The following is a 24352-nucleotide window of genomic DNA, read 5'->3' on the forward strand; positions in this document are numbered from 1 at the left end:
TTAAGTGTTAAATTACATCCAGTCTGGTTTTGCTGCACCTTTTAAGTAGTAATCAAAATACTGTTGCATTTTGAGTGTCCAGTCTTTTCTGTTGGCGGTATCGTCTAAAGTATGTCCTTCTTTTTTGTAGTTGACCAACAAAGCAGGTTTTCCTAAGCGGCGAAGCGCAAAGAATAAAGATTGTCCTTCCTGATAAGGAACTGCGCGGTCATTATCATTATGGAAAATCAAAATTGGTGTTTTGATGTTTTTCGCAGAAAATAAAGGCGAATTTTTGATGTATCCGTCCAAATTATCATGCATTGAACTTCCCATACGGTATTGATCGGCTTCGTATTTAAACATGGTCGAAATACCATTCGATCTCATAACAGGATAGTTGGCAGTAAAGTTGCTTACGCCTGAACCTACAATTGCACAAGTGAAAAGATCTGTTTTAGTGGTTAAGAAAGAAGTTTCGTAACCGCCAAAACTATGTCCCTGAATTCCGATTTTACCTTTTTCAGTAATACCGTTTGCGATTAAATATTCAACACCGCTCATAACATCGTTGTAAACACTATTGCCGACATCGCCGTAAACATAATGCACGTCTGGTTGAAAAACGATATAACCTTGACTTAAATAACTTGGAATATTAATATTCGAAGAACTTACTTCCGGTTGTTGATAGGTAGTAAAATCTGTAGTGTGTTTTTCATAAAAATGAACAATTACAGGATATGTTTTTTTGCTGTCGTAATGGTCCGGAAGATATAAGTTTCCTTGATTTTCTTTTCCGTTAAAGCTTTTCCAGGTCAATACTTTTGCAGTTCCCCAAGCATAGTCTTTCTGTTGTGGATTAATATCTGTCATTTTAGATTGTGATCCAAAAGTAGAAGTTCCCCACCATAAATCCGGGAAAATGGTGTAGCTTGATTTTGAAAATAAAACACTTGAATTATCTCCGGAAACGGCTTCAATTCGTACGCTATAATCTGGATTTGCAAATATTTTTGCTACCGAATTATTGTTATTTAATTGGAAAACTCCGTTGGATTTGTGATCGAAATCAAAACCAACTAAAGTAACTGTTTTTTTCTGATCCAAATTGCCTATAAAACCTTGTTCTCCGTATCGAAGTTCCACTTTGTTTTTTCTTCCGTAACCTTGTGTCAGCGAATAAGCCTTTTTTTGATTCGTAAGATCAATAGCCCACAAATCAAACTGATCATACAAAACAACTGTATTTCCGTTGTTTAACCAGCCCGCAATTCCATAAGCTGTATTAGCCGATTTCATGTCTACATTATCATCTGAAATTGGGAAAGGAATCTGTGAACTGATGTTTTTAAACTGCATAGAAGCAGGGTCAAAAACAGTCCATACTTTTTCTTTTTCGTCATAATAAACAGCAAAACTTCCCTGTGGATTCCAAGTTGGATTTCCAAAAACGCCAGTCAGTACTTTGGTCGATTTTCCTGTTGTGGCATCAATCCAATATATATCGTTGCGTTCGTTAAAAGTCCAGTCGGTTTCTACTGCATACGGTTTTTTATCAATCGCAAAAACACCTTTGTAATTTCCGGATTCCGGAATTAAAACCTGATCAAATTCGCCTGTTGACGCAACTTTAATCACTTTTTTGTCTTGGATATCATAAATGAATTTCTGTTCGCTCGGAAGCGTTTTAGAACTTCTCAAAAGTTCCTGTCTGCGTTCCATAGTTCCCTGATTGGATCTCCAAATTTCTACATTTGATTTTGCAATCTGAGTATTTTCAGGACGTTTATTTGAGTTTACTAATAACGTAATAAAACGAGTATTTTCGTTTAAACCATAAGCCGTTTTTGAAATCGAAAAATTAGAATCGTTTAGAGCAATTTCATCATAATTGAATACGACTTTGGTTGAATTGTTATTCAGATTAAAATAATAAACGATATTAAAATCGGAGCTGTTGTTTCCTTTTAAAGTAAAACTACCGCCGTTTTCTTTATCATTTAATTGAAAATCGCCAAAATCAGAAGCTTTTCCGCTGTAAATAGTTTCTTGTTTTCCGCCAATTGCTCCGTGTTTTAGAAAAACCTGATCTTTTTCAATTTGCACATAAACAATCGATTTGTTTTTTAAAAAACGAGAAGATTTGATATTGTTTACAAAAGTACTGTCGTTGCTTTCTAAATTATAACAAACCAAACGCTGTAAAAAGATTGCTCCTTTTGGTGATTCAGGACGAGTGTAATATAAGAAGTCGGTTCCTTCAAGTGGATTGGTGTAATGCTTGCTTTTCCAAAGTTTTTTAACTCCTGTTTTTAAATTTTGCAAAAGCGTACTATCATTTTTACTGTACTGAATCCAGTCTTTTTTTCCGATGAATTTTAAATCATTAATGTCATTTAAAACCAAACGTTTTCCCTTTGGAGTTTCCTGAATAAAGATCTGTTTTTTGTTTTCTTTTTCCTCATCCTGAAAAACGGTGCTGTAAGACATCCATTTTCCGTTATATGATAAAGCTTTGCTGTTGATTCTTTGCCAGGATTGGTAAGCCGATTCGTCTACTGCTTTTTTCTGTGCAGATAAACTATGTACACTCAAAGCGAGTGTACATAGTAAAACTATTTTTTTCATATTTTTTTGATTTTCAAAAAGCAATTATTCGTTTTTCAAAGTATTGATAACGTTGGTAAGTTCGTCCACTAATTGTCCTGGATTTCCAGAATATCCTTCAGATGTAAAACGGATTTTTCCATCTTTGATCACTACTTTTCTAGGGATACCGCTTGAATTAAAAATTTTAGCATATTGGCTGAAAGAAGCATTGTTTGTACCACCTCCTTTTTTGACTAAATCAAAGTGGGTATTGATTTTTAATCCTTTTTCTTTTAGATAAGCCAAAGCTTCTTTTTTGTAGCCTTCTTTCGTTTCCTGAGTGCTGATAAAATAAATTTCAACTTGTTTGTCTTCTTTGAAGTTGTTTACCAATTGCTGCATAGCCGGAAATGCTTTTTTACAAGGCCCGCACCAGGTTGCCCAGAAATCAATTACGATAATTTTACCGCTGTTTAAAGCCAAATCTTTAGTTTTTCCGTCAGCTGATTGCACTTTAATTGCAGGAGCAGCGATGTCAATCAGGGCGATTTTTTCTTCCGCTTTCTTTTCTTTTTTCAATTGCTCTAAATAAGCAGGGAAATCAGCTTCTTTTTTGCCTTCTTTTAAAAAGATTTCTTTTAGTTTAGCTGTTGCACCTTCTGATAGAGTATTGGCTCTTGCCGCATTTTTCAAAACTTCAATAATTGGTTTGTTGAATGCCTCTAAAGCTTTGATGTGAATATCGTTGATACTTGCTTTTTCGTAACGTTTTTCAAATGGCAGTAAAGCAAATGTTTCCAAAACTTCTTTATACTTTTTCAAAATATCGTACATACGAATCTGAATTACCAATTCGTTATTAAGCTGCGTTTTTGCATTTTCTGTTGCCTGATTTGGCGACCAGTAAAGTTCGGACATATAAGACATGTCGTTTACTTTTTGCTGCATCTGCTCAATCATTGGCACTGCCATAGTTTCGATTATGGCAGGATCAACTACTTTTAAGTATAATGCTTTCGAAATATTCTGGTGGTAAGCATCATTTAAATTAGCAAAATTCATTGTTGGAATTATAGCTAAAATACTTTTGTAATCTTTCGTTTCGAAATAGTAGCCAAACTGTATTTTTACTATGTTATCGTAAAAATATTTTTGATGTGGCGGTACTTCTGAATTGTTAGGGAAATCAGCTAAAAACTGGTTCATTATTTTGTTTCTTTCCGTTGCATCTGCAGTTGGCATAATTTTTTGGTACGCTTTGAATCTTACATGGCTTCCTTTGGGAAATTGTTTTTCGATTACTGCTTCAAGAGAATCTGCCTTTGTTTTATTTTTTAAATCGAACAAATAAATGTGGTGCACTTTTGTGTACACTTCTTCAGGAAGTCCCTTCATATTCTTTGTAAAGTCGGCTAAAAATTTGCTTCCCAATTCCTGAAACTTTTCAGGTTTTTGTTTTTTCAATACATCGAAGTACGTGTCAAAAAACTCAGGAAATCGGTCTCCATGATCTTTTACTTCTTTTTTAAGCCAATATTCTGTAGCATCTCCATCAATAGAAAAATCTTTGAAGTAACCGCCAAACTGACCGTTAAAGTCTTTGTTTCTAAAAGTTGCCCAAGCTAAATCTGCACCCGGCATTTTTACTTTTGGTTCTTTAAAAGCCACCAGCATATATCCTGTATCCTGATTAGTATCGGTAACTAATCCATTTTCGGTATTACCGTAGAATTTGAAAGCCATAAAAGCACAGTTTTTTGGAACTGTAAAATCGGCGCTGTAAACAGCGCCATTTTTTTTCATTTTAAGGTCTTCAATTTCCCATCTGTAATCATTGAAAACATAAGCATAACCGCTGATATTTTTCACGTTTTCTAATGGTCCGCCTTTTGGATCATACGTCATGCTGAAAGATGCTCCAGGAATCGGAATGTCCACCATTCCTTGTAACCTGGATTTAACTTCCTGACTGGTAACCTGTAAGGTAAAGGCGCAGAACGCCAATACCAATAATTTGATATTTTTAATTTTTGTAAACATTGTACGTTTTTTTTATTTCCCTAACTCAGGGTTTAGATCGATATAATTTTGATTGATTGGGAATACATAACCGTCACTGTTTGGTGCAAGAGTATAAGTTTGTCCTTTAAAAACTCGGGTATATGTTTTTTGATAGGCAGGATCCAGATTTAATCTTCTTTGATCGAACCAGCGGAATCCTCTTCCGATTAATTCTTTTTGTCTTTCTGTTAAAACTAAATCTAAAGCCTCTTTGTTTGTTGTCGCGCTAACAGTATACGCTGTTCCCGATTTAAAACGTTTTGCTCTAAGAATATTTAGATAATTAACTGCTTCAGTAATTTTTCCAGATCTTGCGTAACATTCCGCTGCAATTAAATACATTTCAGGAACAGAGACACCAACATTAATTCCGTTTGTGGGGCTATAAGTATTCATCGCATAAGCTCTTCCTGTGAAAGTAGGATAGAAGCTGGTTCCAGGAACAGTATAATAATTGTAGCGTAAATCATCAGTTCCAAAACTATTTAAAAGTTCTGTTGATAATGGTGCACCGTTATAACCAAAAAGCAACGTTTTTGAAAATATAACCTCAGGATTCTGAATCAAAACAGGGTAGCTATATGCTGTGGCTAATGATTTAAAATCAATTAAGCCATTTTGCATTTGCAGCGCTTTTTCTGCATTTTCAAGACTTAAATTATATTGTCCCATTAATAGATAGGTTCTGGCAAGCAACGCGTAAACAGCTCTTTTAGATGGTAATACATTGAAATCCGGAGAATCCTGAATATTATTTTCCAACGCGCTTTTTAAATCAGCTATAATCTGATCGTAAACTTGCCCAACTGTACTTCTGTCCAGAGATGAAAACAATTCAGGTTTTAATAATAGCGGAACTGCTTTTTCTGAATTAGCAGAAGTCGGATCAAACTGCGGTCCATAAGTGTTTACCAGTTGTAAATAAGCGAATGCTCTGTGAACAAAAGCTTCAGCATAGATTTCTTTTTTTTCTGCTTCGGTTCCTTTTTCACTAGCCATTACCCCCTCTAGAATTACATTACTGTAATATACTGTTTTATATAATCCTATCCAGTCTGAATCGCCTTGTGAAGGATCATAAATTCTGTCCTGCCAAGTATAACTGTTAGCCCAAATGGTATTAACTCCATTTTGATATGTTGTTGGAAATTCGACATCAGCATTTGCTAAAAGGTAAATTCCTCCGGATGCTGTCAAGTTTGTATAATTATTAGCCAGGCCTCTGTAATCAGAAGTGTATTTTAAAACTCTGTTGTTTCCAACTGGCTCTACTTCAACATAATCTCTACATGAGTTTAATAAAAGTAGCGGAAGCAATATATATATAGTGGATTTAAGAAATTTCATAAGTCTATTTTTTAAAATTAAAAACTGCAATTAAACTGTAAAGTATAGTTACGCTGCGGTGGAAGCGTATTATAGTTATTGTTTGACAGATATTGCGGATCGATTCCTAAATCATTTTTAACCCATAATAATCCTAAATTTCGAGCTGCAAAATTGAAGTTTAACGACTTTATAAACGTGTTTTCAATCCATTTTGACGGAACATTGTAACCCAAAGAGATTTGCTGTAATCTAATATTGTCTGCAGGAAGTACGTTTATGTCTGCCATTTGATAACGATTTAAACTATTATAATTGATGTTTGCAAGTCCAGGAACATTTGTAGAAACTTCATCGCCAGCTTGTCTCCATCTTTGAGCCACCAATTCGTCTTTAGCAACCGCTCCATATTGAAGTCCAGAATAAGAAGGGTAATTTTGTAAAACGGTATTTCTAAATACATGACCAGCATAGTACGTAATTTGAACACCTAATCTGAAGTTTTTATATGAGAAATCATTCATAAATCCTCCAAAATAAGGCGCAAAAGTAGTTCCCATTTTTTTCAGGTCATGTATATCAATATTAGCGATACCTTGTGATGAACTTACCGTTGTACCATCTTTTTTATACACAGTAGATTGTCCTGTCGCATCTAAACCGGCCCAATGGTATGCGTAGATAGTTCCAATTGAATTTCCTAAAATAGGCTGCGAACCTAAATATTGATTGGCAGTCGTAACAGTATAGCGAGAATCAGTTACTTCATTTGTATTATAAGAGAAGTTTAAACTGCTGTTCCATTTAAATGCTGTGTTTACAATTGCTCCAGACAAACTAACATCAACACCATGTCCTTTTAGTGAAGCGGTATTATAATTCAAATAAGCCCAGCCTGTCGTTGGATTAAAAGGTACGTTGGCTAAAATGTTATCTGTTTTTTTAGAATAAAAATCAACAGCACCTCTTAAACGATTATTAAAAAATCCGTAGTCTAAAGCAAAGTTTAAAGTTTTAGTTATTTCCCACGTAATATCTGGATTTTGTGGTAATGAAATAGAAGCTGTTGGTAAGTTCGTATTATAATCTATTGAACCTACGCTGATTATAGCACTTTTACTTCCAAAACCTCCACCTGGAGCAGTTCCTCCTATACCGTATGTAACTCTAAATGCTAAGTCGCTTAACCAATTGGCATTTCTTAAGAAAGATTCTTTATTAATATCCCATTTTCCACCTACAGACCAGAAAGGCTTGGCTCTGTCTTTTCTTGAAGCTCCTAATAAATTAACATCATCAAAACGAGCACTTCCTGAAATATGATATCGGTTCATAAAATCATAAGAAGCTAAACTGTAGTAAGACAAAAAGCGGTCTCTATATCTACTGATACTATTATCCGAGCTTCCTATCATGCTTTGCCATCCGTAGATAGTAGTATAATATACTGTTGGATTTACTGTTGCTCCAGAATTTGTATCTAAATCATAACCGTAATATCTCTGCGTAGAACCTTCTCTGCGTTCTTCTCTGGTCTCACCACCAGCAAGGAAGTGCAAGCTATTATTATCATTAAAGTTCTTATTGATATTCATTTGAAAACGCATACTTACCGATTCATTTGATGAAGTGGTGTTGTATAAATAAGAACCAACCGGTATTCCATAAACTAATTTGCCAGCCGTATTAGAAGAGGTGGCCATATTAATCATGTTTCTCGTATAGTAGCTGTCTAACTCACTCAATGACTTCGTTTTATTTCCTATTGAAGTATACACTCCAGAAGCTTCGAAGTTTAACCAATCGGTAGCTTTTGCTATTAAACTAGCGTTCAATCGGATGTTTCCTCCTTTGGTTACTACATTAGAGTAGTTTAACTCATCTAAGTAGTTGTAAGTCCATGGTAAATAACCTTTTGCTTCATATTTTTGTGCCACATTAGGTCTGAAGGCAATATAACGATCAATACCATTCCCGTTACCATCAGCAATCATATCATAAGGACGTAAAGCAAATTCTGATACATTAGATAATGCTTCATTCGCTGTATTGTTTACCTGAAAATTGGAGTTTACGTAGTTTACTCCCGTGTTTAATTTCAAAAAGCTTTTAAGCTGAAAAGAATTATTTAAAGTTAAATTATACGATTCAGATTTATTGCCTCTCATTGCCGCTTCATCGTTATTATAACCTAAAGACAAATAATAAGTACTTTTATCAGACCCTCCGCTTACAGACAAATCATATTGTCTGGTAATGGAGCTTCTTAATAAATATTTATTGATTTGTCCTAAATTATCATTTTGTGCCAGCTGGTTTAATAATTGATCTCTTTGCGCCAAAGAAATTTCACCTCTTTGCTGTCTGAACATAATTTCCTGAGCAGCACTAGGATTTTTATCATTACCGGAACCAATGGAATTATTAATATTATCTGCTACAAATCCTCCTGTTACTAAATCTTTTTCATAATCAATATATTGAGCAGTATTCATAACACGAAGTTTGCTTAAATCGATTCTTTCACCAATAGAAGTACTGCTGTTGAAATTGATAATTGGATCTCCTTTTTTACCTTTTTTAGTTATGACCACAATTACACCGTTGGCAGCACGCGCACCCCAAATTGAAGATGCTGCTGCATCTTTTAAAACAGTGATACTTTCTACGTCATCAGGATTTACATAACTTAAGATAGAAGATCCAGGCACGCCTCTTTTACTAAAAGCAAAATCTTCAGGCTGAGGAAAACCATCAATTACAACTAATGGCTGTCCCGTACCACCGTAATTATTAGTTCCTCGTACAGAAATAGAACCTGTTCTGGGATCAACTCGTACGCCGGCCATTTTTCCTTCTATTCTGGACTGAATGTCAACTGTTGGAACTTCTGCCAGTTCTTTGGCACCAATCACTTCAAAAGATCCTGTAACTCTTTCTTTTGGAAGGTCGGTATATCCGTTAGAAGCTACAATTTCTACAGAATGAAGTTCCATTACATCCGGAACAAGTGTTATATCAATTACTCTTTTATTGTTGACTGCAACTGTAACGGTTTTGAAACCTAACGAACTGAAAACAATAGTATCATTTGGAGCAACTCTCATTCGGTAATCACCTTCTTTTCTGGTGATATCCCAGGTTTGTTTTCCTCTTAAGACAACGTTTACACCAATAAGTGGTGCACCTTTTTTATCGGTTACTTTACCGGTTAATTCGTATTCCAGTTGTTCTGCTTTCTTTTTATTTTTTTTGACAACAACTTGTTTATCAATAATATCAAAAGTAAGATTGTTGCTTCTTAAAGCATTATTTAAAATTTCTTCTAAAGTCGCATCTTTGTCCAATGTAATCGTATTGGCCGATTTTAGCACATCATCATTATAGAAGAAGACATAGTTAGTCTGTTTTTCTAAAGTAGAAAATACCTCGGTTAGTGGCGTGTTCTTGAAACGAACATGTATTTTATTTTGTCCTAAAGAAGGGTTCGCATATAAACTACACATACTTATCCAAATAAATGCAGTAACAGATCTCATAAGCAGCAGATATAGGTAATAGTGGTATCGTCCAGAAAAATACTTTTCTGAATTATGTTTTTTATTCATAATTTTGTTTTGAATTTAAGAGATAGTCAATTAGCGTTGACTACAGTTCTACAATGCCAAAAGATGGTTCCAACATCTTTTGGTTTTTTTTTGGTTAGTTTTTACAAATAAGGTTGATATGTTTATTTCTGGTCTTATATCATAGGCTTTGGTGGTTTTAGAATTGATTTTTTTATTTATTTAATTGTAATAGTTCTTTGGTTTGCGTTAACAGTACAGTTGTTGTTGGTAATACTCGCTAAAGTACTTGCCAGATTATTTAAATTTTCATTTAAAGCAAAAGATCCGGAATAATTAGCGTCGAGGTTTAAATCGGATCCTTTGATAAATTCAATTTTATAATATTTTGAAAGTTTGCCTAAAATGGTATTCAAAGACTGGCTTTTGAAAGTAAAATAACCTTCTCTCCAGGATAAGATAGAAGCAACATCTTTTCGTTCTACTTTAAGCTGTTTTTGATCTTTATTGATGGTAGCAATCATTCCAGGCGTTAAATCTTCCTGAATTTCTTTATTGCTTAACAATCCTTTTTTGTTGTAGGTAATTCGAACTTTTCCTTGTAATAAAGCAGTTTGAACCGTTTCGTCTTCAGGATATGAACTCACATTGAAAACAGTTCCCAGTACTCGAACATTACATTCTTTTGTTTTTACGAAAAAAGGCTTGGCTTTGTTATGCGCAACATCAAAAGCCGCTTCACCAGTTAAATAAACTTCACGAATCGATCCGTCAAATTGAGTAGGATAGATTAAGGACGAACCCGAATTCAGCCAAACGGTTGTCCCGTCGGTTAAAACGATTTGTGTTCTTTTTCCGTAAGGAACCCTAACCGTATTAAAAGAAGCGCTGTTGGAGTTGGTATTGATAGCTTGTTCTCCAACCGTAACTTTTTGGCCATTTTTTCCGTAACTAATGATTGAGCTGTCTTGTACAGCAATAGTCTTCTGATCTTGCAGCACAAGAGAGATATCCTCTAAGTCTGCATTAGATTCTGTTGTTAATCCTTTTTCAGCAAAAAGCTCTAAATCGGTTTTAGGTTTGCTTACTGGAGTTCGGTTCAGAAACAATCCGGCTAAAAGTGCAACGCTCGCAGCAGCAGAAAAGGCGATTAATCTTTTCTTTTTTCGGCGTCCGGCTTCTTTTTGTTCCAGCTCGATTAAACCATGACGAATTTGACTCTTTAAAGAATCTTTTTCATCGTTCGATATTTTATTAAAATTAATTTGCAAGGCGATGTTTTTATGGGGTATATAATACTAAGAGAACCACTCTTGTAAAACATAGACATAAAAAATAACCTTTTTTTAAAGTTTTTTTCGAAGTTCTTTCAAACACCTGTATATCAGTGTTCTGCAGGACTCGATAGAAATACCTAAAATAGATGCAATTTCTTCATAAGGTTTGTCTTCGTTAAATCTGTAGAATAAAGCTTTGCGCTGTTTATCGGTAAGTTCTTCCATTGCAAAAGCCAGTCTGGAGTTCAGCGCTTGATGGTTTTCTTCCTCAATTAAAGTGTCTTCAAAAGAAAGTTCTTTTAGTATAACCGAATCATAGTCAGTACTTAAAGAGAATGTTTTTTGTGCAGATTTATGCTTTTTTAAAACATTTCGCTGTGTGATTTTAAACAAATACGATTTTACATTTACGCTTTCGGCAAGACCGCTTCGGTATTTGTAAATGTCTAAAAAGACGTCATGAATAGCGTCTTTAGCAATAGAAGTTTCGTTAGTATATTGTAAAGCAAAAGTAAGCAAAACATCAGCGTAACTATCATACAGCTTTTCAAAGGCGGAAATATCACCTTTTTTAATCTGCTGCCATAATAAAATATCTGATGTGGTATTCTCCATTTAAGGAATAAAATTGTTGTTGATTTTTGAGCAAATCTATAACTTTTATCAGTTGATTAAATAATATTTCGAATATTTCGCATCATTTTGAAGATTTTGGTCAAAATAATGGCGATAATTTTGTTAAAATAAGTTTAGGGAAATAGTGTTAATATTTGCTTGAAAGAAAAAGAGTTCATCCTAACAAATAATCTTTTTCTTAACATTTCTACAAAGTAAAAATAAACTCAAAACCAGTCCAACACATTCAATATCTTTAAACTAAATACCTTTAAATTAAAAAAGTATAAGCCTTTACGCTACTTCATTATTATTTTGAAGATAAGTAATAAAAGCCAAAGGAGAGACACCTGTAATTTTTTTGAATGTAATCGTAAATCGGCTGTGTGATGCAAAACCTGCCTGATCGGCAAGATAACTAATTTTATATTTCAAATAAGCAGGATCATTTTTTAAACGGTCCACGATATAATCGATTCGTAACTCATTAATATAGCCAGCAAAATCTTTTGATTTATGTTTGTTTATAACATAAGAAAGATAACGATGGTTGATATTCAATTCTGAAGCGACTGAATTAAGCGACAACGTTTTGTTAAGATAAGAAAGGGAACTTTCAAATTCTTTTATTTTTTCTAAAATAGCTTTTTCAGTTGCTTCAGGCATGTATTCTTTTGAAGCATCTTTTTTGATTTCTGTCTCATTTTCTTCAATTGTGTCGACTTTGCTGTTTTTTATAAAAGCTTTGATTTTTTTATGATCCTGTTTTCTTTTATAGGCATAAAGTGCGACGGTAATAAACACTGTAAACAGACAAATACCAATAATAATCAGTTTATGTTTTTGATACTCAGACTGACTCTGCAAATGACTTTTTCGTATAGATCGGATTAAATCATCAGCAATCACTTTTTTATTGTCATTATCAGCTTTGGTTAGTTTTAAGTTCTTTTCATTATAAGAAATGTACTTTTTAGAATCGGTCTTTTTGTAAAACTCCATAAAAGAATTGTAAACCTCTTGTTTCAGGGCTGAGTAATCTGATTTTTCTGCAACCTCTTCGGCTTTTTTATAATAGGATAAAGCCTTCTTGTAATTTTTCATTTCAACATACACATTTGCTATTCCATTATAAATAAACCCCTTTAACGGATTGTCATAAGACAAAGATTCCTGAAGTTCTTTTTCGGCTTTTTCATAATGATACAAAGCAGAATCTCCCTTTTTCAGTTCCAGATAATTTCGGGCTATCAGTTCGTCATTGATCGCAATTTGATAATTTTTATCACTAACAGAAGCCGCTTTTTCAAATAACTGAATTCCTTTTTTAAGATGTAAAATCGCTTTTGAATAGTTAGAATCCAGCAACTCATAACAAGCCAGTTCCTGAGATAAATTTCCCTGAAATCGGTACATTTCGCTTTCGTCTTTGATTTTTTTACTGATAGAAACGGCTTTATTCAGGTAGATTTTTCCGGTTTCATATATTTCACTTTCACGATAAAGTGAAGCCATGAAGCCATATATTTTAGCCAAAGTCGCAAAGTCTTTCCCTTTAAGTGCTAAACTATCCGCTTGTTTTAGGGCGTTAATAGCCTCGTTATTAATTCCATACTGATATAAAATATGCGCTTTGAGCATACGGGTTTTTATTTTATCCGGATTGTTTTTGGCAAGAGTATATAAATAATCGGTATTGCTTAATGCCTTTTTTGGATTGGAACTCAATAAAACCTGATAGGTTTCAGTATAAATACGGTCAAAAGCATCTTGGGAATGACCAAAATAAAAAGAAAGAAAAAAGGTAAGGAGGAGAGTATTTTTGAGTTGCATGTGGTATTTAGTGATAATTTAGAACGATCAGTTTTATATTAAAAATATATATACTGCTCTTTTAATATAATTTTAGTATAGTAAAAGGGAAATGTAGGTATAATTTTTCAAAATCCGGTTGGGTATTTGTTTTCTTAACAACATTAAATTTTTATGTGTGATTAGTCTTTAATATTTGCATCAAATAGATGAAGTTTGACCTGTAAGCGGGATTTTAAATCTCCAAAACCGGATTGCTTTTTAAAGCGTTTTAATTCAGTTTGTTATGTCTTTTTTGTTGGAGAAATATTTTACTTATTGCGTAATTGGTAAAGAAATCTGGCATTTTTCCCTCTTTCAAATGACTAGTTTCGCTTCTAAGTTTTTGAATACAAAAGTTTAATTTTTGTTGTGAAACTTTTTTTGTTGGGCTGCTGGTTTCGTTAAAGGCTGCACAATTTCCCTCATTTTTTATTTCCTTAAATACATTAAGACAATCCTGTCATGGCAGGCTCTAGAGGGGTCCGGAGTTTATTTGCTTTTAATGTATAAAATCGATTTGAGTAGAACTTGAGCATCTGAAACCAGCAGTTTAAAAAAAATGATATAAAAGTAATTTACCGTAATGAAAAGAAAATATACAAAATCGGCATTATTGTTAATAGACATACAAAATGATTACTTCTATAAAGGAAAAATGGAATTTAAAGGAAGTTATGAAGTTGTTGCAAGAGCTAAGAAAATTTTGGATTCTTTTAGAAAGAAAAGAAAAACCGTTATTCATATACAGCATATAGCAGTCAAAAAGAATGCGACCCACTTTATTTCGGGAACTTATGGGGCAGAAATATATGAAGAAGTAACCCCGAAAGAGAACGAAACGATAATTGTAAAAAATACTCCCAACGGGTTTATTGATACCGGTTTATTTGAATACTTAAAAAACAATCAGATCGAAAATCTGACCATTGTTGGAATGCTGGACAATATGTCAAATGATCCCACAGTAAGAACCGCAAAAGATTTAGGCTTTAACGTTCAGTTGTGGGAAGATCAAAAAGCAAATCTTAGCGTTGTTTAAATAACGCCGGATATTGGAACAAACTTTTTTTGAAAGGTAAAAGTGCTGTTATTCAGTTTCAAAATGATCCAATTCATAAGTATCTGATTCAGGATTGGTTTCTTCAATTTTATCATCCCAGTGTCCCCAGTCTCCCTGATACGATTTTACAAATATAAGTTCATCATTTTCTCCTTTGTGTACGCGTGTTGTACATAAAAAAGTTTTAGCAGTTTTAATTGTTGCAGGAGTTTCCATGGTCGTAAAGTTATTAAGTTAAGTAATTTCAAAAGTAAAGAAGGACTAATCAAACCAGTTATATAATAAAAGCAAAATGTTGTTGAATTATCATGTAACCGGTTTATTATCAATTTATTTGTGAAGTTGTGTTTACTGTTTTTTTGACTTTATACTGCTTTCAAAATGAAAATTTTATGTGTGATATGGATATAAAAACTAAGTTTTAGTTAAAAGAAATATAAAAATGATGTACTTTTGCCCTCAAAATAATTAACAAGCAGTTGAAAAGGTTAATCATCATAGTACTTTCCATTTTAATTTTGTCGCCATCATTTGGCAGCTTGTTCGTTTATGCTTCCTTCAAAATCAATCAGGAAGAAATTGCAAAAACGATTTGTGTACAACGCAAACAAGTCTTTAATAACTGTAACGGTCGATGCGAACTTCAAAAAAGCATCAAAAAATATTCTGATAACGAAAAGAAAATGCAGGACAGCCTAAAAGAAAAATTAGAGCTTGTTTATGTGCAGAATACTGCTGAAGTTGTTATTAATGCACTTCCAGTTATCGAATCAAAAGAAAATACTTCTGTTTTGTTTGAAAAGAAACCAATCCGGGCTTCTAATCTTACTTTTCATCCTCCGCTCGTATAATTCGGGATCACTTTTCTGTTTTTAAATCTGATGGCATTGTTCTTTTTTTGAATGATGCAAATAGGGTGTGATATTTTTATATTACCTAAATATTTTGAATATCCCGAAAATTACCTTCAGACAATTGGATAAGGTTTCTTATCAGCACTTTTTTCATACAGAAAAGTTGATCTTACTGCTGTAATTGAGATGCTGTAAACACATTTTCAATTTAAAACACCATTAAAATTTCACGGCATTTGAACTTTCCTGAACGGATTGTTTTGTGCTGCATTTTAAAACGTTTTTTCTAACATTCATTACAAATGAAATCTTTTAAAATTTTAGCTGTTGCACTATTGGGTGTAATTGCTTCCTGTACAATTGACAAGACAGATTATGAAGCTGAGATTGGTTCTCAGGTTCCGGAATATTACGAGTTCAAAGAAGCCGTTTCCTTAACCAGCGGCAACTATAAAATTAGCATCGAAGCTTTAAACGGAACATTCTATAAAGGCTATAATGAACTTCATTTTAAAGTGATCAATACACAAAACAATCAAAGTGTAAATGCCTCTGAAGTTACTTTTTTGCCAATATTAAGCACTAACGGAAATACAAGTTCTTGTCCGCATGAATACAATGTTTCCTATGATGCGACTAATAAATATTTCACCGGCTACAGTGTTTTTACCAGCGAAACAGCAGTTTCAAACAGCTGGAAATTATATATAAGTTTTAAAGTAGACAATCAGAAATATGAAATCAATAAAGATATTTTGGTTGAAAAACAGAGCAATAAAAACCTAAATATGACCACTTTTACAGGAAAAGATAACGAACAATATGTAATTGCGTTAATTTCTCCGCAGAAACCAAAAGTGGCCGAAAATCCATTGGTCGCAGGTATTTACAAATACAATAAACCAACCACTCCGGCAGGAACTTTTCCGGATCCTGCTCAGTTTTCGTATTCAGAAGTAAGTGGTTACACTTTAAAATTGGATCCAAGAATGCCGGAACCTTCAATGGGAAATCATTCTTCGCCAAACAATCAGGATTTGACACAGCAAAATGATGGTTTGTATCATGGTGTTGTCAATTATACCATGACAGGAAACTGGACTTTGAATTTAATCCTAATGAATCAAAACGGATTGATTTTAAAGGGAACTGTTGTTCCAACCGATTTTACGCCCGGAGTAGAAGGTGTGAAAAGTGAATTATTTATTGATACTTTATTCTAACAGCATGAAATATATCATAATGTTTCTTTTTTTAGGAATGTCGATAATGGCTCAAAATCATCATGCACATCACGACAGCATTAAAAATTTAGAAGAAGTTCAGGTAAAAAACGCAACCAAGAAGAAAATTGAAACCCAAATGAAAATGGCGGTTTCAGTTGATGAATTTTTGTCGTCGGCAGATAATATCAGTTTTATTAAACGCGGTGCGTATGCATGGGAACCGCTGTTGAACAATATGAGTACAGAACGTTCTACAGTGACCATCGACGGAATGCACATTTTTGGCGCTTGTACCGATAAAATGGATCCGATTACATCTTATGTAGAGAGTAATAATCTTGCGGCAATTGATATAAAATCGGGGCAGGAAGGAAGTTTACACGGTTCTACGATTGCCGGAAGTATCGATTTAAAAAGAAAAAGCACAGCGTTTGGTCTGGCAAAAAAATGGAACGGCGCTTACCAAAGCGGTTTCGAATTCAATAATAAACAATTTTTCAATCTTGGAAACGTAGCTTATTCTGGTGAAAAATTTGTTGCTGAGGGAAGTATTTCGTACCGAAAAGCAGCTGATTATTTTGATGGAAATGATAATGAGGTAAAACATTCGCAATATAAAAAGTTCAATACATCATTAGGGTTTGCTTATAAAACAAGTGATTTATCTGCTGTAAGAGTAGACGCGATTTTTGATATGGCAAAAGATGTAGGTTATCCGGCTTTGCCAATGGATTTATCGCTTTCACGTGCCTTAATTACTTCAGCTTCGTACAAACAATTATTCGAAGACGGATTGGTAAAAGTGATTGATTCTAAGATTTATTTCAATGCAATCGAACATTATATGGACGATACGACGCGACCAGAAAATCTGGTTCACATGGATATGCCGGGCTGGAGCACCACTTACGGTCTGGTTTCGAAAGCCAATTTGAAAAAGAATAGTTATTCCTCAGAAATACAATTGAATGCTTATGATAATTTATCGATTGCAGAAATGAGAATGTATCCGCAGGACAGAAACGAAAGAACCATGTTTGCTTACAGCTGGCCGTGGGTTACGACTCGTTTTGCGGGACTTTCGATGAATAACTCCTGGGAGCTTTCAGAGATAAGTCAGGTCAATGTAGGCGGTTCTTTGGGAATCAATTACAATTATTCCAAATATGTAGAATTCAACTGGATTTTTCATCCCGGAGCATCTCAGGAAAAAACGAGATTTCTGCCAAGCTTACACGCAGGTTATAATCTAAATATCGATCAGTTTAATTTTTCTGTCGGAACAGGTTACGGGCACAGAGCGCCTTCTGTTTCTGAAGGTTACGGTTATTACATTTACAATAGTTTTGACCGTTACGATTATATCGGAAATCCTGATTTGAAAAATGAAATTTCGTATGAAGGAAATGCATCGGCAGGTTTTAAAAACGAAAGATTAAGCATTCAGGGTAAACTGAATTATTTCTATATCGAAAACTATATTATTGGTAGAATCCTAAGTATGGGAAGTCCGATGAATTATCAGTCGGTTGGTGTAAAAGGATATACATCATTAGATTATGCAACACTTTTAAATATGTCGATGAATGTGAGTTACGATATTTTAGAGCATTTGCATTGGAATGGTACTGTAACATACGCTCGCGGAATGGATAATAACGGAGGAAATCTGCCTTTTATTCGTCCGTTGAGTTATTTGACATCCCTTCATTTCATGCACAAAAATTTTGGAATCCAGACTTCTGTAAATGGCGATTTCGAACAGCTTAATTATAGTCCGGAATACGGAGAAGACCAAACACCGGCGTATGTAATCTGGAATCTTTCAGCCAATTATTCTTTTAAAATCAATAAAGTAAAAGCTGTGATTCAGGCCGGAGCCGAGAATTTATTAAATGAATATTACAGCACTTATGCAGACTGGGGAAATATTCCAAGAATGGGTCGTAATATTTTTACTTCTTTAAAATTGAATTTCTAAGAAAATGAAAAAGGTTTTTAGTTTCACAATGATAATGCTGCTACTGCTGGTTTCTTTCCAGCAGGCATTGATTATTGTACACTTTAAACTCAATCAGAAAAGTATAGAAAAAGAATTTTGCGTCAATAAGGCAAAACCCGAATTACAATGTCACGGGAAATGTCATTTAAAGAAAGAACTTGAAAAATCGGATCCTAACAGTGATTTAGAATTAACGAGTATCAGTAAAAACATTGACATTATTTTGAATTCGGAAATTGAATTTACAATCAATATCGTAAAAGAAATAAATTCCAAAAAAGTATTGATTTATAAAGAAACAGGGCAAACAGAACCTTGTATCGAAATTTTTGTACCGCCGCCTATTTTGTTGATTGATTCCCCTCAATTAAAATTATTTACAGTTAGAATGGAAAAAGATGTACCAAAATCATCTTTTTAGGCATAATTAATTACAAAAATTTAAATATCACAAAATGCAAAATTTGAAAAAATACCTTTTATTATCAATTACCGCTTTGGCTTTTGTATCATGTTCAGACAATGATGACAATCCGGTTGCGAACAATGTAACGTTGGAATTCAATAATACATTCAAAAATACCACGATTGTTTTAGGAAATGCGGCTTCGACTTCGGCTACGACTAATACTTCGGCTGCAGGACAAGTACACCATTTTTCGGAACTGAAATATGTAATCAGTAATATTCGTTTGGTAAAAGACAATGGAGATGAAGTACCATACAATGTAAACGATTTGGACAAAGGCGCAACAGTAATCGACCAGGCTAAAACAGCTTCTTTGAGTTATGTTTTAAGCAATGTGCCTTCTGCAACTTACAAGCAGATTAAATTTGGTTTAGGAATCAAAGCGGAGCAAAATACTTTAGATCAGGTTAGATTTCCTAATTTCTATGCTTTAGCTGGTGCAAATGATACTGCCATGATGTGGGAATGGGGAAGCGGTTACCGTTTTACCAAAATTGAAGGTTTTTATGATACTGATAATAAAACCATGTCAATCCATACAGGAAGTACAGTTGAAGGGACTAAAGATGTTCCGTCAAGTTATACGCAGGGAGTAAACGCTTATAGAGATATTACTTTAAACCTGACTACAAATGCTGTTGTTGGAAGTAAAGCTCCAAAAATCAAAATTCAGGCAGATTTTGACAAAATGTTAAGCGGAAAATCAAATACCATTACGTTATCAACAGGAACAGGAATGAACGATAATGCAACTCCAAACGTTCATACGGCTGCTCAAATGGTAAAATTTGTAGATAATTTGGGAGGAAACGGATCAAGCGATATTACAGGAATGTTTTCTGTGACTGCTGTAGAAAACTAAAAAATGGCACGCAGATAAAACGGATTTACTTCGTAAAGCCACGGATAAATACAGATTATTTTAAAATCCGTTCAAATCCGCGTTTTCGCGATAGCGAATCCGTTTAATCCGTGTCCTATTTACAGAGCTGTTTAAACGGTTCAATTTTAAAATTCATTTAAAATGAAAAAAATACTAGGTTTCGTAATAGCAATATTGTTTCTGACTTCCTGTAATAGCGAAGATTCGGAAATGCTGGCTATTGAAAATCCTGAAATTGATTTGAATATTCCGTCTGGTTTTCCTGAACTAAACGCTTTTGTAAGTCAGAACAAACCGACTCAATACGGAGTGGAATTAGGAGGAAAACTGTTTTCGGATAAACGATTCAGTGCAGACAATACGATTTCGTGTTCCAGCTGTCATATTCAGGAAAATGCTTTTACAGATCAGAAAATACAGGCAGTCGGAATTGAAGGCAGAATCGGACTTCGAAATACACCGTCGATTCAGAATTTGGCTTTTATGAAGTTTTACAATTGGGATGGAAGCAAATTACAGCTTGAAAATCAGCCTTTAGTACCCATTATCACGCATGAAGAAATGGATTCCTCGATTTTAGAAGTAATGGGTAAAATTAAGGATGATGCTGTTTATAAAGATTTGTTCAGAAAAGCTTTTGGAGATGAAACCATTACACCTGAAAGAATCTACAAAAGTATTGCACAGTTTGAATATACGCTGATTTCTGCCAACAGTAAATACGATAAAGTAAAACGTAAAGAAGTTTCTTTTTCAGAAAGTGAATTAAAAGGCTATCAAACTTTTCAGCAGAAATGTGCAAGCTGTCATGCAGGAGAATTGTTTACCGATCAGAGTTTTAGAAATATTGGTTTTCCCCTAAATACAGATACCAACGAAGCCGGACGCGCCAGAGTAACAGGAATTGTTGCCGATTTTATGAGTTTCCGAGTTCCAACTTTAAGAAACATTGAATACACAGCTCCGTATGGAAGTTTTGGACAGTTTCCAACTTTGAAATCTGTTTTGGATTATTTTGATAATGGCGTTTTAGACGCTGATAATTTGGATCCGATTTTGAAAGAGAATGGAAAAAGAATTCCGTTGACAGAAGAGGAAAAAGTAAATCTGATTGCTTTTATGAAGACCTTGAGCGATATACAATTTGTAAAGAAATAAAAAAACATATTTCTAAAATGAAATTGACAAAAGCTAAACTGGAAAGTTTAGCTTTTTTTTTGCCTTTTAGATTAAAAGTTTGTTGCAGATTATAATTTGAAACCTAATTGTTACCATAAAAAGATTGGGATTTGCAGATGCATTATAAATTTGAGTATCGTTTTATAAGTATAATCATCTAATAATCAATTTTATGAAAAAAATAGTTTTATACCATGTTTTATTATTGTTCATAATTAGTGGATGCAAAAAAGATTCTGAAACAAAAGAAAATACGAACACGGAAACTGTTTCTAATTCTGAACAATATGAATTTGTTGGTGGTTATCCGACAGAAGCTACAATCAAAAAAGCCTATGATGATGCTGATCTTACGCGTGCCATACAAGCTTATAAATTTTTCTACCCAACTGTTTCAGGAGAAGGATTAGTTAAAGGAAATGATAGTATTAAGATTAAGCCCAACAGCTCATTTGGTACTTTGGATACCAAACCAGGACAAATTGGATTTACCTTGAATTCAGACACACCTTACGGACCAATTCCAATTGATTTGTCAAAGGGACCAATGGTAATTGATATTCCGAAAGGTCCGCTGATTGTTGTTGCCATGGATGTTAACCAGCGATGGGTAGCAGATATGGGGATTCCAGGACCTGATGCAGGAAATGGAGGAAAACATTTGCTCCTTTTACCAGATTATAAAGGCGTTGTACCTGCTTCCGGATATCATGTCTGGAAATCATCTTCAAATAACTTAACTGTTGGAATTCGTTCACTTCCAGTTGGCGGTGATGTTAAAGCGGCTATGGATCGAATTAAGACGGTAAAAGTATATCCATTAAATAAACCTGCAGACTGGAAAGAACCAAACTGGCTTGAATTAACCGATAAGCCTCAAAATACAACACCTGTTGCGTGGGAGAACAATTTCAAATATTGGGAAAATCTAAACGATGTCATTCAGCGTGAACCAGTTTTTGAAGGCTATAGAAATTATTACGGAGAACTTGCCGTGTTAGGAATAAAAAAAGGACAGCCTTTTAAACCTGATACAAGAATGAAAGCAATTCTTGAAAAAGCAGCAAAAATTGCCAATGCTCAAATGAGAGTACAATCTTTTGCCGATCGCCGTCCAGACCGAATTGTATGGAAAGACCGTCAATGGGAATGGGTAGCACTTCGATTTGAGGATGGAGATTTTAACACTACTGACTATGTAGATCTCGACGGTCGTGAAACTTGGTTTTATCAGGCAATTGGGGCTTCTCCTTCAATGTTTAGAAGAAAAGAAGGTTTTGGATCCTTATACTGGCTTGGACTTAAAGATAATACAGGTAAATATGTAGATGGAGGGAAAAACTATAAGTTGACTATTCCAACACCAGTTCCTGCCAAATTATTCTGGTCTATTACTATCTATGATGCAGAAACCCGCAGTCAAGTTCTTACAGATCAAAACAAAGCCGCTTTACGTTCACTATTTGAATTAAAAGATAAAATAGGTGGAAAAAGCATTGATTTATTTTTTGGTCCAAAAGCTCCTGCAGGTAAAGAAGGGCAATGGATAAAAACACTGCCAAACAAAGGCTGGTTTGCTTATATCCGTATTTATGGACCAGAGGTTGCTGCTTTTAACGGAACCTGGAAACCAGGTGATTTTGAAGAAGTAAAATAATTTGTTTATTCTTTACGACGCACAAAAAAATCCCCATCTATACGCCTGCAAAGTTTTATATGCCATTTTTCAACTCATTTTTTAATCAATTAAATTTAAAAATCATGAAAAAAAATGTCTTACAATTAATTTTTGCGTGTTTGTTTTGCCTGAGTTTTATTGGCTTAATGAATGCCCAAACAAAGAAGAAACCAAATATCATTATGGTAATCTCAGATGATACAGGATGGGGAGATTTAGGCGTATATGGCGGTGGCGTAGGTCGTGGAATGCCAACTCCAAACTTAGATCGAATGGCCAAGGAAGGAATGCAGTTCTGGTCTTTTTATGGACAGCCAAGCTGTACGCCAGGAAGAGCCGCCATGATTACAGGAAGAATTCCGAATCGAAGCGGAATGACAACAGTTGCTTTTCAAGGGCAAGGTGGCGGACTTCCAGCTGCTGAATGGACTTTGGCTTCTGTATTAAAAAAAGCAAATTACAAAACCTATTTTTCAGGAAAATGGCATTTAGGAGAAGCAGATTACGCCATGCCGATTGCGCACGGTTTTGATAAAATGCAGAATGTTGTTCTCTATCATTTAAATGCTTACACTTATTGTTTTCCTTCGTGGAATCCAGATATGGCTCCAGAAATATCTGCTTTTATCAAGAAATCAACAAAAGGGATTTTAGAAGGAGAAGCTGGGAAACCAGCACGTGACACAGGTCCAGTTACAGAAGAAAATATTGCGGAGCTGGATATTAATATGGTGGATAATAATTTAAAACAGCTTGATGAATATGGTAAATCAAAAGATCCGTTTTTTATGTGCATCAATTTTGCTAAAAACCATCAGCCAAATTTACCATCCAAACAATTTGCAGGGAAATCACCAGCAAAAAGTAAATATGGTGATGCCGTTGTAGAAATGGATTATAATGTAGGCCGCATTATGGATAAAATTCGCTCACTTGGAATTGCAGATAATACAATTGTGATTTATACAGTTGATAATGGAGCTTGGCAAGATGTGCATCCAGATGCGGGATATACCCCTTTTAGAGGTTCTAAAGGAACGGATAGAGAAGGTGGCAGCCGAGTTCCTGCTATTGCTTGGTGGCCGGGACAAATTGAAGCAGGAAGCGTGAGCCATGATATTGTAGGTGGTTTGGATTTGATGGCAACATTTGCAGCTCTTGCAGGTGTAGAATTGCCTAAAAATGATAGAGAAGGAAAACCTATGGTTTTTGACAGCTACGATATGTCGAATGTTTTATTCAAAAAAGGAAAACCACTTCGTGACAGATGGTTTTATTTTACAGAAAACGAACTATCTCCTGGGGCAGTACGCATAGGAAAATGGAAAGCTGTATTTAATACAAGAGGTGATAATGGAGCGCAGGCAGGAAGCGATACACCAGGACAACAATTAGGTTGGAGAGGCGATCAGACTTATATAGCAACTGTTCCTGCGGTTTATGATTTATGGCAGGATCCACAGGAACGTTATGATCTTTTCATGAATAGTTTTACAGAGAAAACGTGGACGATGGTTGTTTTCGATCAAGTTATTATGGAACTTATGAAAACTTATGCAGCAACTCCTCCAAGACCACAGCAAAGTGGTTCTTATGGCGGACCAATGGAAATTGGAAGATATAGAACTATCGAGCAGGCGAAACAATTACTAAACAGTAAAGAATTGACACTGCCTCCTTTGAGTGTCGATCCTAAACAATAGAAATAAGTGTTTTAAATTTAGTAAGCTG

General features: G+C 34.5%; 17 protein-coding genes. 9 read left to right on the forward strand and 8 right to left on the reverse strand.

What is annotated here, in order from left to right; genetic code table 11:
• Positions 1 to 12 precede the first annotated feature (12 nt).
• The 7 genes from HYN56_RS16155 to HYN56_RS16185 all read right to left on the reverse strand — a co-directional run bounded on the left by HYN56_RS16155 (position 13) and on the right by HYN56_RS16185 (position 13249).
• A complete protein-coding gene (locus tag HYN56_RS16155; protein ID WP_146194599.1) occupies positions 13 to 2610 on the reverse strand; it encodes an alpha/beta hydrolase family protein in 2598 nt (865 codons plus the stop codon).
• A 24-nt stretch (positions 2611 to 2634) separates the two neighbouring features.
• On the reverse strand, positions 2635 to 4611 hold the full coding sequence (locus HYN56_RS16160; RefSeq protein WP_109193125.1) for a TlpA family protein disulfide reductase: 1977 nt from the start codon (positions 4609 to 4611) through the stop codon (positions 2635 to 2637).
• A 12-nt stretch (positions 4612 to 4623) separates the two neighbouring features.
• On the reverse strand, positions 4624 to 5979 hold the full coding sequence (locus tag HYN56_RS16165; protein WP_146194600.1) for a RagB/SusD family nutrient uptake outer membrane protein: 1356 nt from the start codon (positions 5977 to 5979) through the stop codon (positions 4624 to 4626).
• A gap of 17 nt (positions 5980 to 5996) precedes the next feature.
• Positions 5997 to 9497, reverse strand: a complete 3501-nt coding sequence (locus HYN56_RS16170) for a SusC/RagA family TonB-linked outer membrane protein (RefSeq protein ID WP_167398323.1) — start codon at positions 9495 to 9497, stop codon at positions 5997 to 5999.
• Between the two features lie 245 nt (positions 9498 to 9742).
• A complete protein-coding gene (locus tag HYN56_RS16175; protein ID WP_109193128.1) occupies positions 9743 to 10795 on the reverse strand; it encodes a FecR family protein in 1053 nt (350 codons plus the stop codon).
• Positions 10796 to 10870: 75 nt separating this feature from the next.
• Positions 10871 to 11416, reverse strand: coding sequence for an RNA polymerase sigma factor (locus tag HYN56_RS16180; RefSeq protein ID WP_109193129.1), 546 nt, complete (start codon positions 11414 to 11416; stop codon positions 10871 to 10873).
• Between the two features lie 294 nt (positions 11417 to 11710).
• Positions 11711 to 13249 carry a tetratricopeptide repeat protein gene (locus HYN56_RS16185; RefSeq protein WP_109193130.1) on the reverse strand — a complete coding sequence of 513 codons (1539 nt, stop codon included), beginning with the start codon at positions 13247 to 13249 and terminating at the stop codon, positions 11711 to 11713.
• A gap of 604 nt (positions 13250 to 13853) precedes the next feature.
• Between HYN56_RS16185 and HYN56_RS16190 the strand changes: the two genes are divergently transcribed.
• A complete protein-coding gene (locus tag HYN56_RS16190) occupies positions 13854 to 14309 on the forward strand; it encodes an isochorismatase family protein (protein WP_109193131.1) in 456 nt (151 codons plus the stop codon).
• A gap of 48 nt (positions 14310 to 14357) precedes the next feature.
• Here the strand turns inward: HYN56_RS16190 and HYN56_RS16195 are convergent, their stop codons facing one another.
• Positions 14358 to 14546, reverse strand: a complete 189-nt coding sequence (locus HYN56_RS16195) for a hypothetical protein (RefSeq protein ID WP_109193132.1) — start codon at positions 14544 to 14546, stop codon at positions 14358 to 14360.
• 263 nt (positions 14547 to 14809) lie between these two features.
• On the opposite strand from HYN56_RS16195, the gene HYN56_RS16200 reads away from it, so the two are divergent.
• The 8 genes from HYN56_RS16200 (at position 14810) to HYN56_RS16235 (ending at position 24324) form a co-directional block, all read left to right on the forward strand.
• A complete protein-coding gene (locus HYN56_RS16200) occupies positions 14810 to 15181 on the forward strand; it encodes a hypothetical protein (RefSeq protein ID WP_240622566.1) in 372 nt (123 codons plus the stop codon).
• Between the two features lie 305 nt (positions 15182 to 15486).
• The gene (locus HYN56_RS16205; RefSeq protein WP_109193134.1) at positions 15487 to 16407 is read left to right on the forward strand and encodes a hypothetical protein; all 921 of its coding nucleotides are present in this window, start codon (positions 15487 to 15489) and stop codon (positions 16405 to 16407) included.
• Positions 16408 to 16411: 4 nt separating this feature from the next.
• The gene (locus HYN56_RS16210; protein ID WP_109194833.1) at positions 16412 to 18391 is read left to right on the forward strand and encodes a TonB-dependent receptor plug domain-containing protein; all 1980 of its coding nucleotides are present in this window, start codon (positions 16412 to 16414) and stop codon (positions 18389 to 18391) included.
• 4 nt (positions 18392 to 18395) lie between these two features.
• The gene (locus HYN56_RS16215) at positions 18396 to 18833 is read left to right on the forward strand and encodes a hypothetical protein (protein ID WP_109193135.1); all 438 of its coding nucleotides are present in this window, start codon (positions 18396 to 18398) and stop codon (positions 18831 to 18833) included.
• Between the two features lie 34 nt (positions 18834 to 18867).
• Positions 18868 to 19743: an MbnP family protein gene (locus tag HYN56_RS16220; protein ID WP_109193136.1), complete on the forward strand. Its 876-nt coding sequence runs from the start codon at positions 18868 to 18870 to the stop codon at positions 19741 to 19743.
• Positions 19744 to 19905: 162 nt separating this feature from the next.
• Positions 19906 to 20922, forward strand: a complete 1017-nt coding sequence (locus tag HYN56_RS16225) for a cytochrome-c peroxidase (RefSeq protein ID WP_109193137.1) — start codon at positions 19906 to 19908, stop codon at positions 20920 to 20922.
• Between the two features lie 193 nt (positions 20923 to 21115).
• Positions 21116 to 22600 (forward strand): DUF1254 domain-containing protein, encoded by a 1485-nt coding sequence (locus HYN56_RS16230; protein WP_109193138.1) that lies wholly within the window; start codon positions 21116 to 21118, stop codon positions 22598 to 22600.
• A gap of 104 nt (positions 22601 to 22704) precedes the next feature.
• Positions 22705 to 24324: an arylsulfatase gene (locus tag HYN56_RS16235; RefSeq protein WP_109193139.1), complete on the forward strand. Its 1620-nt coding sequence runs from the start codon at positions 22705 to 22707 to the stop codon at positions 24322 to 24324.
• Positions 24325 to 24352 lie beyond the last annotated feature (28 nt).

It is taken from the genome of Flavobacterium crocinum (genome assembly GCF_003122385.1).
Lineage (GTDB): Bacteria > Bacteroidota > Bacteroidia > Flavobacteriales > Flavobacteriaceae > Flavobacterium > Flavobacterium crocinum.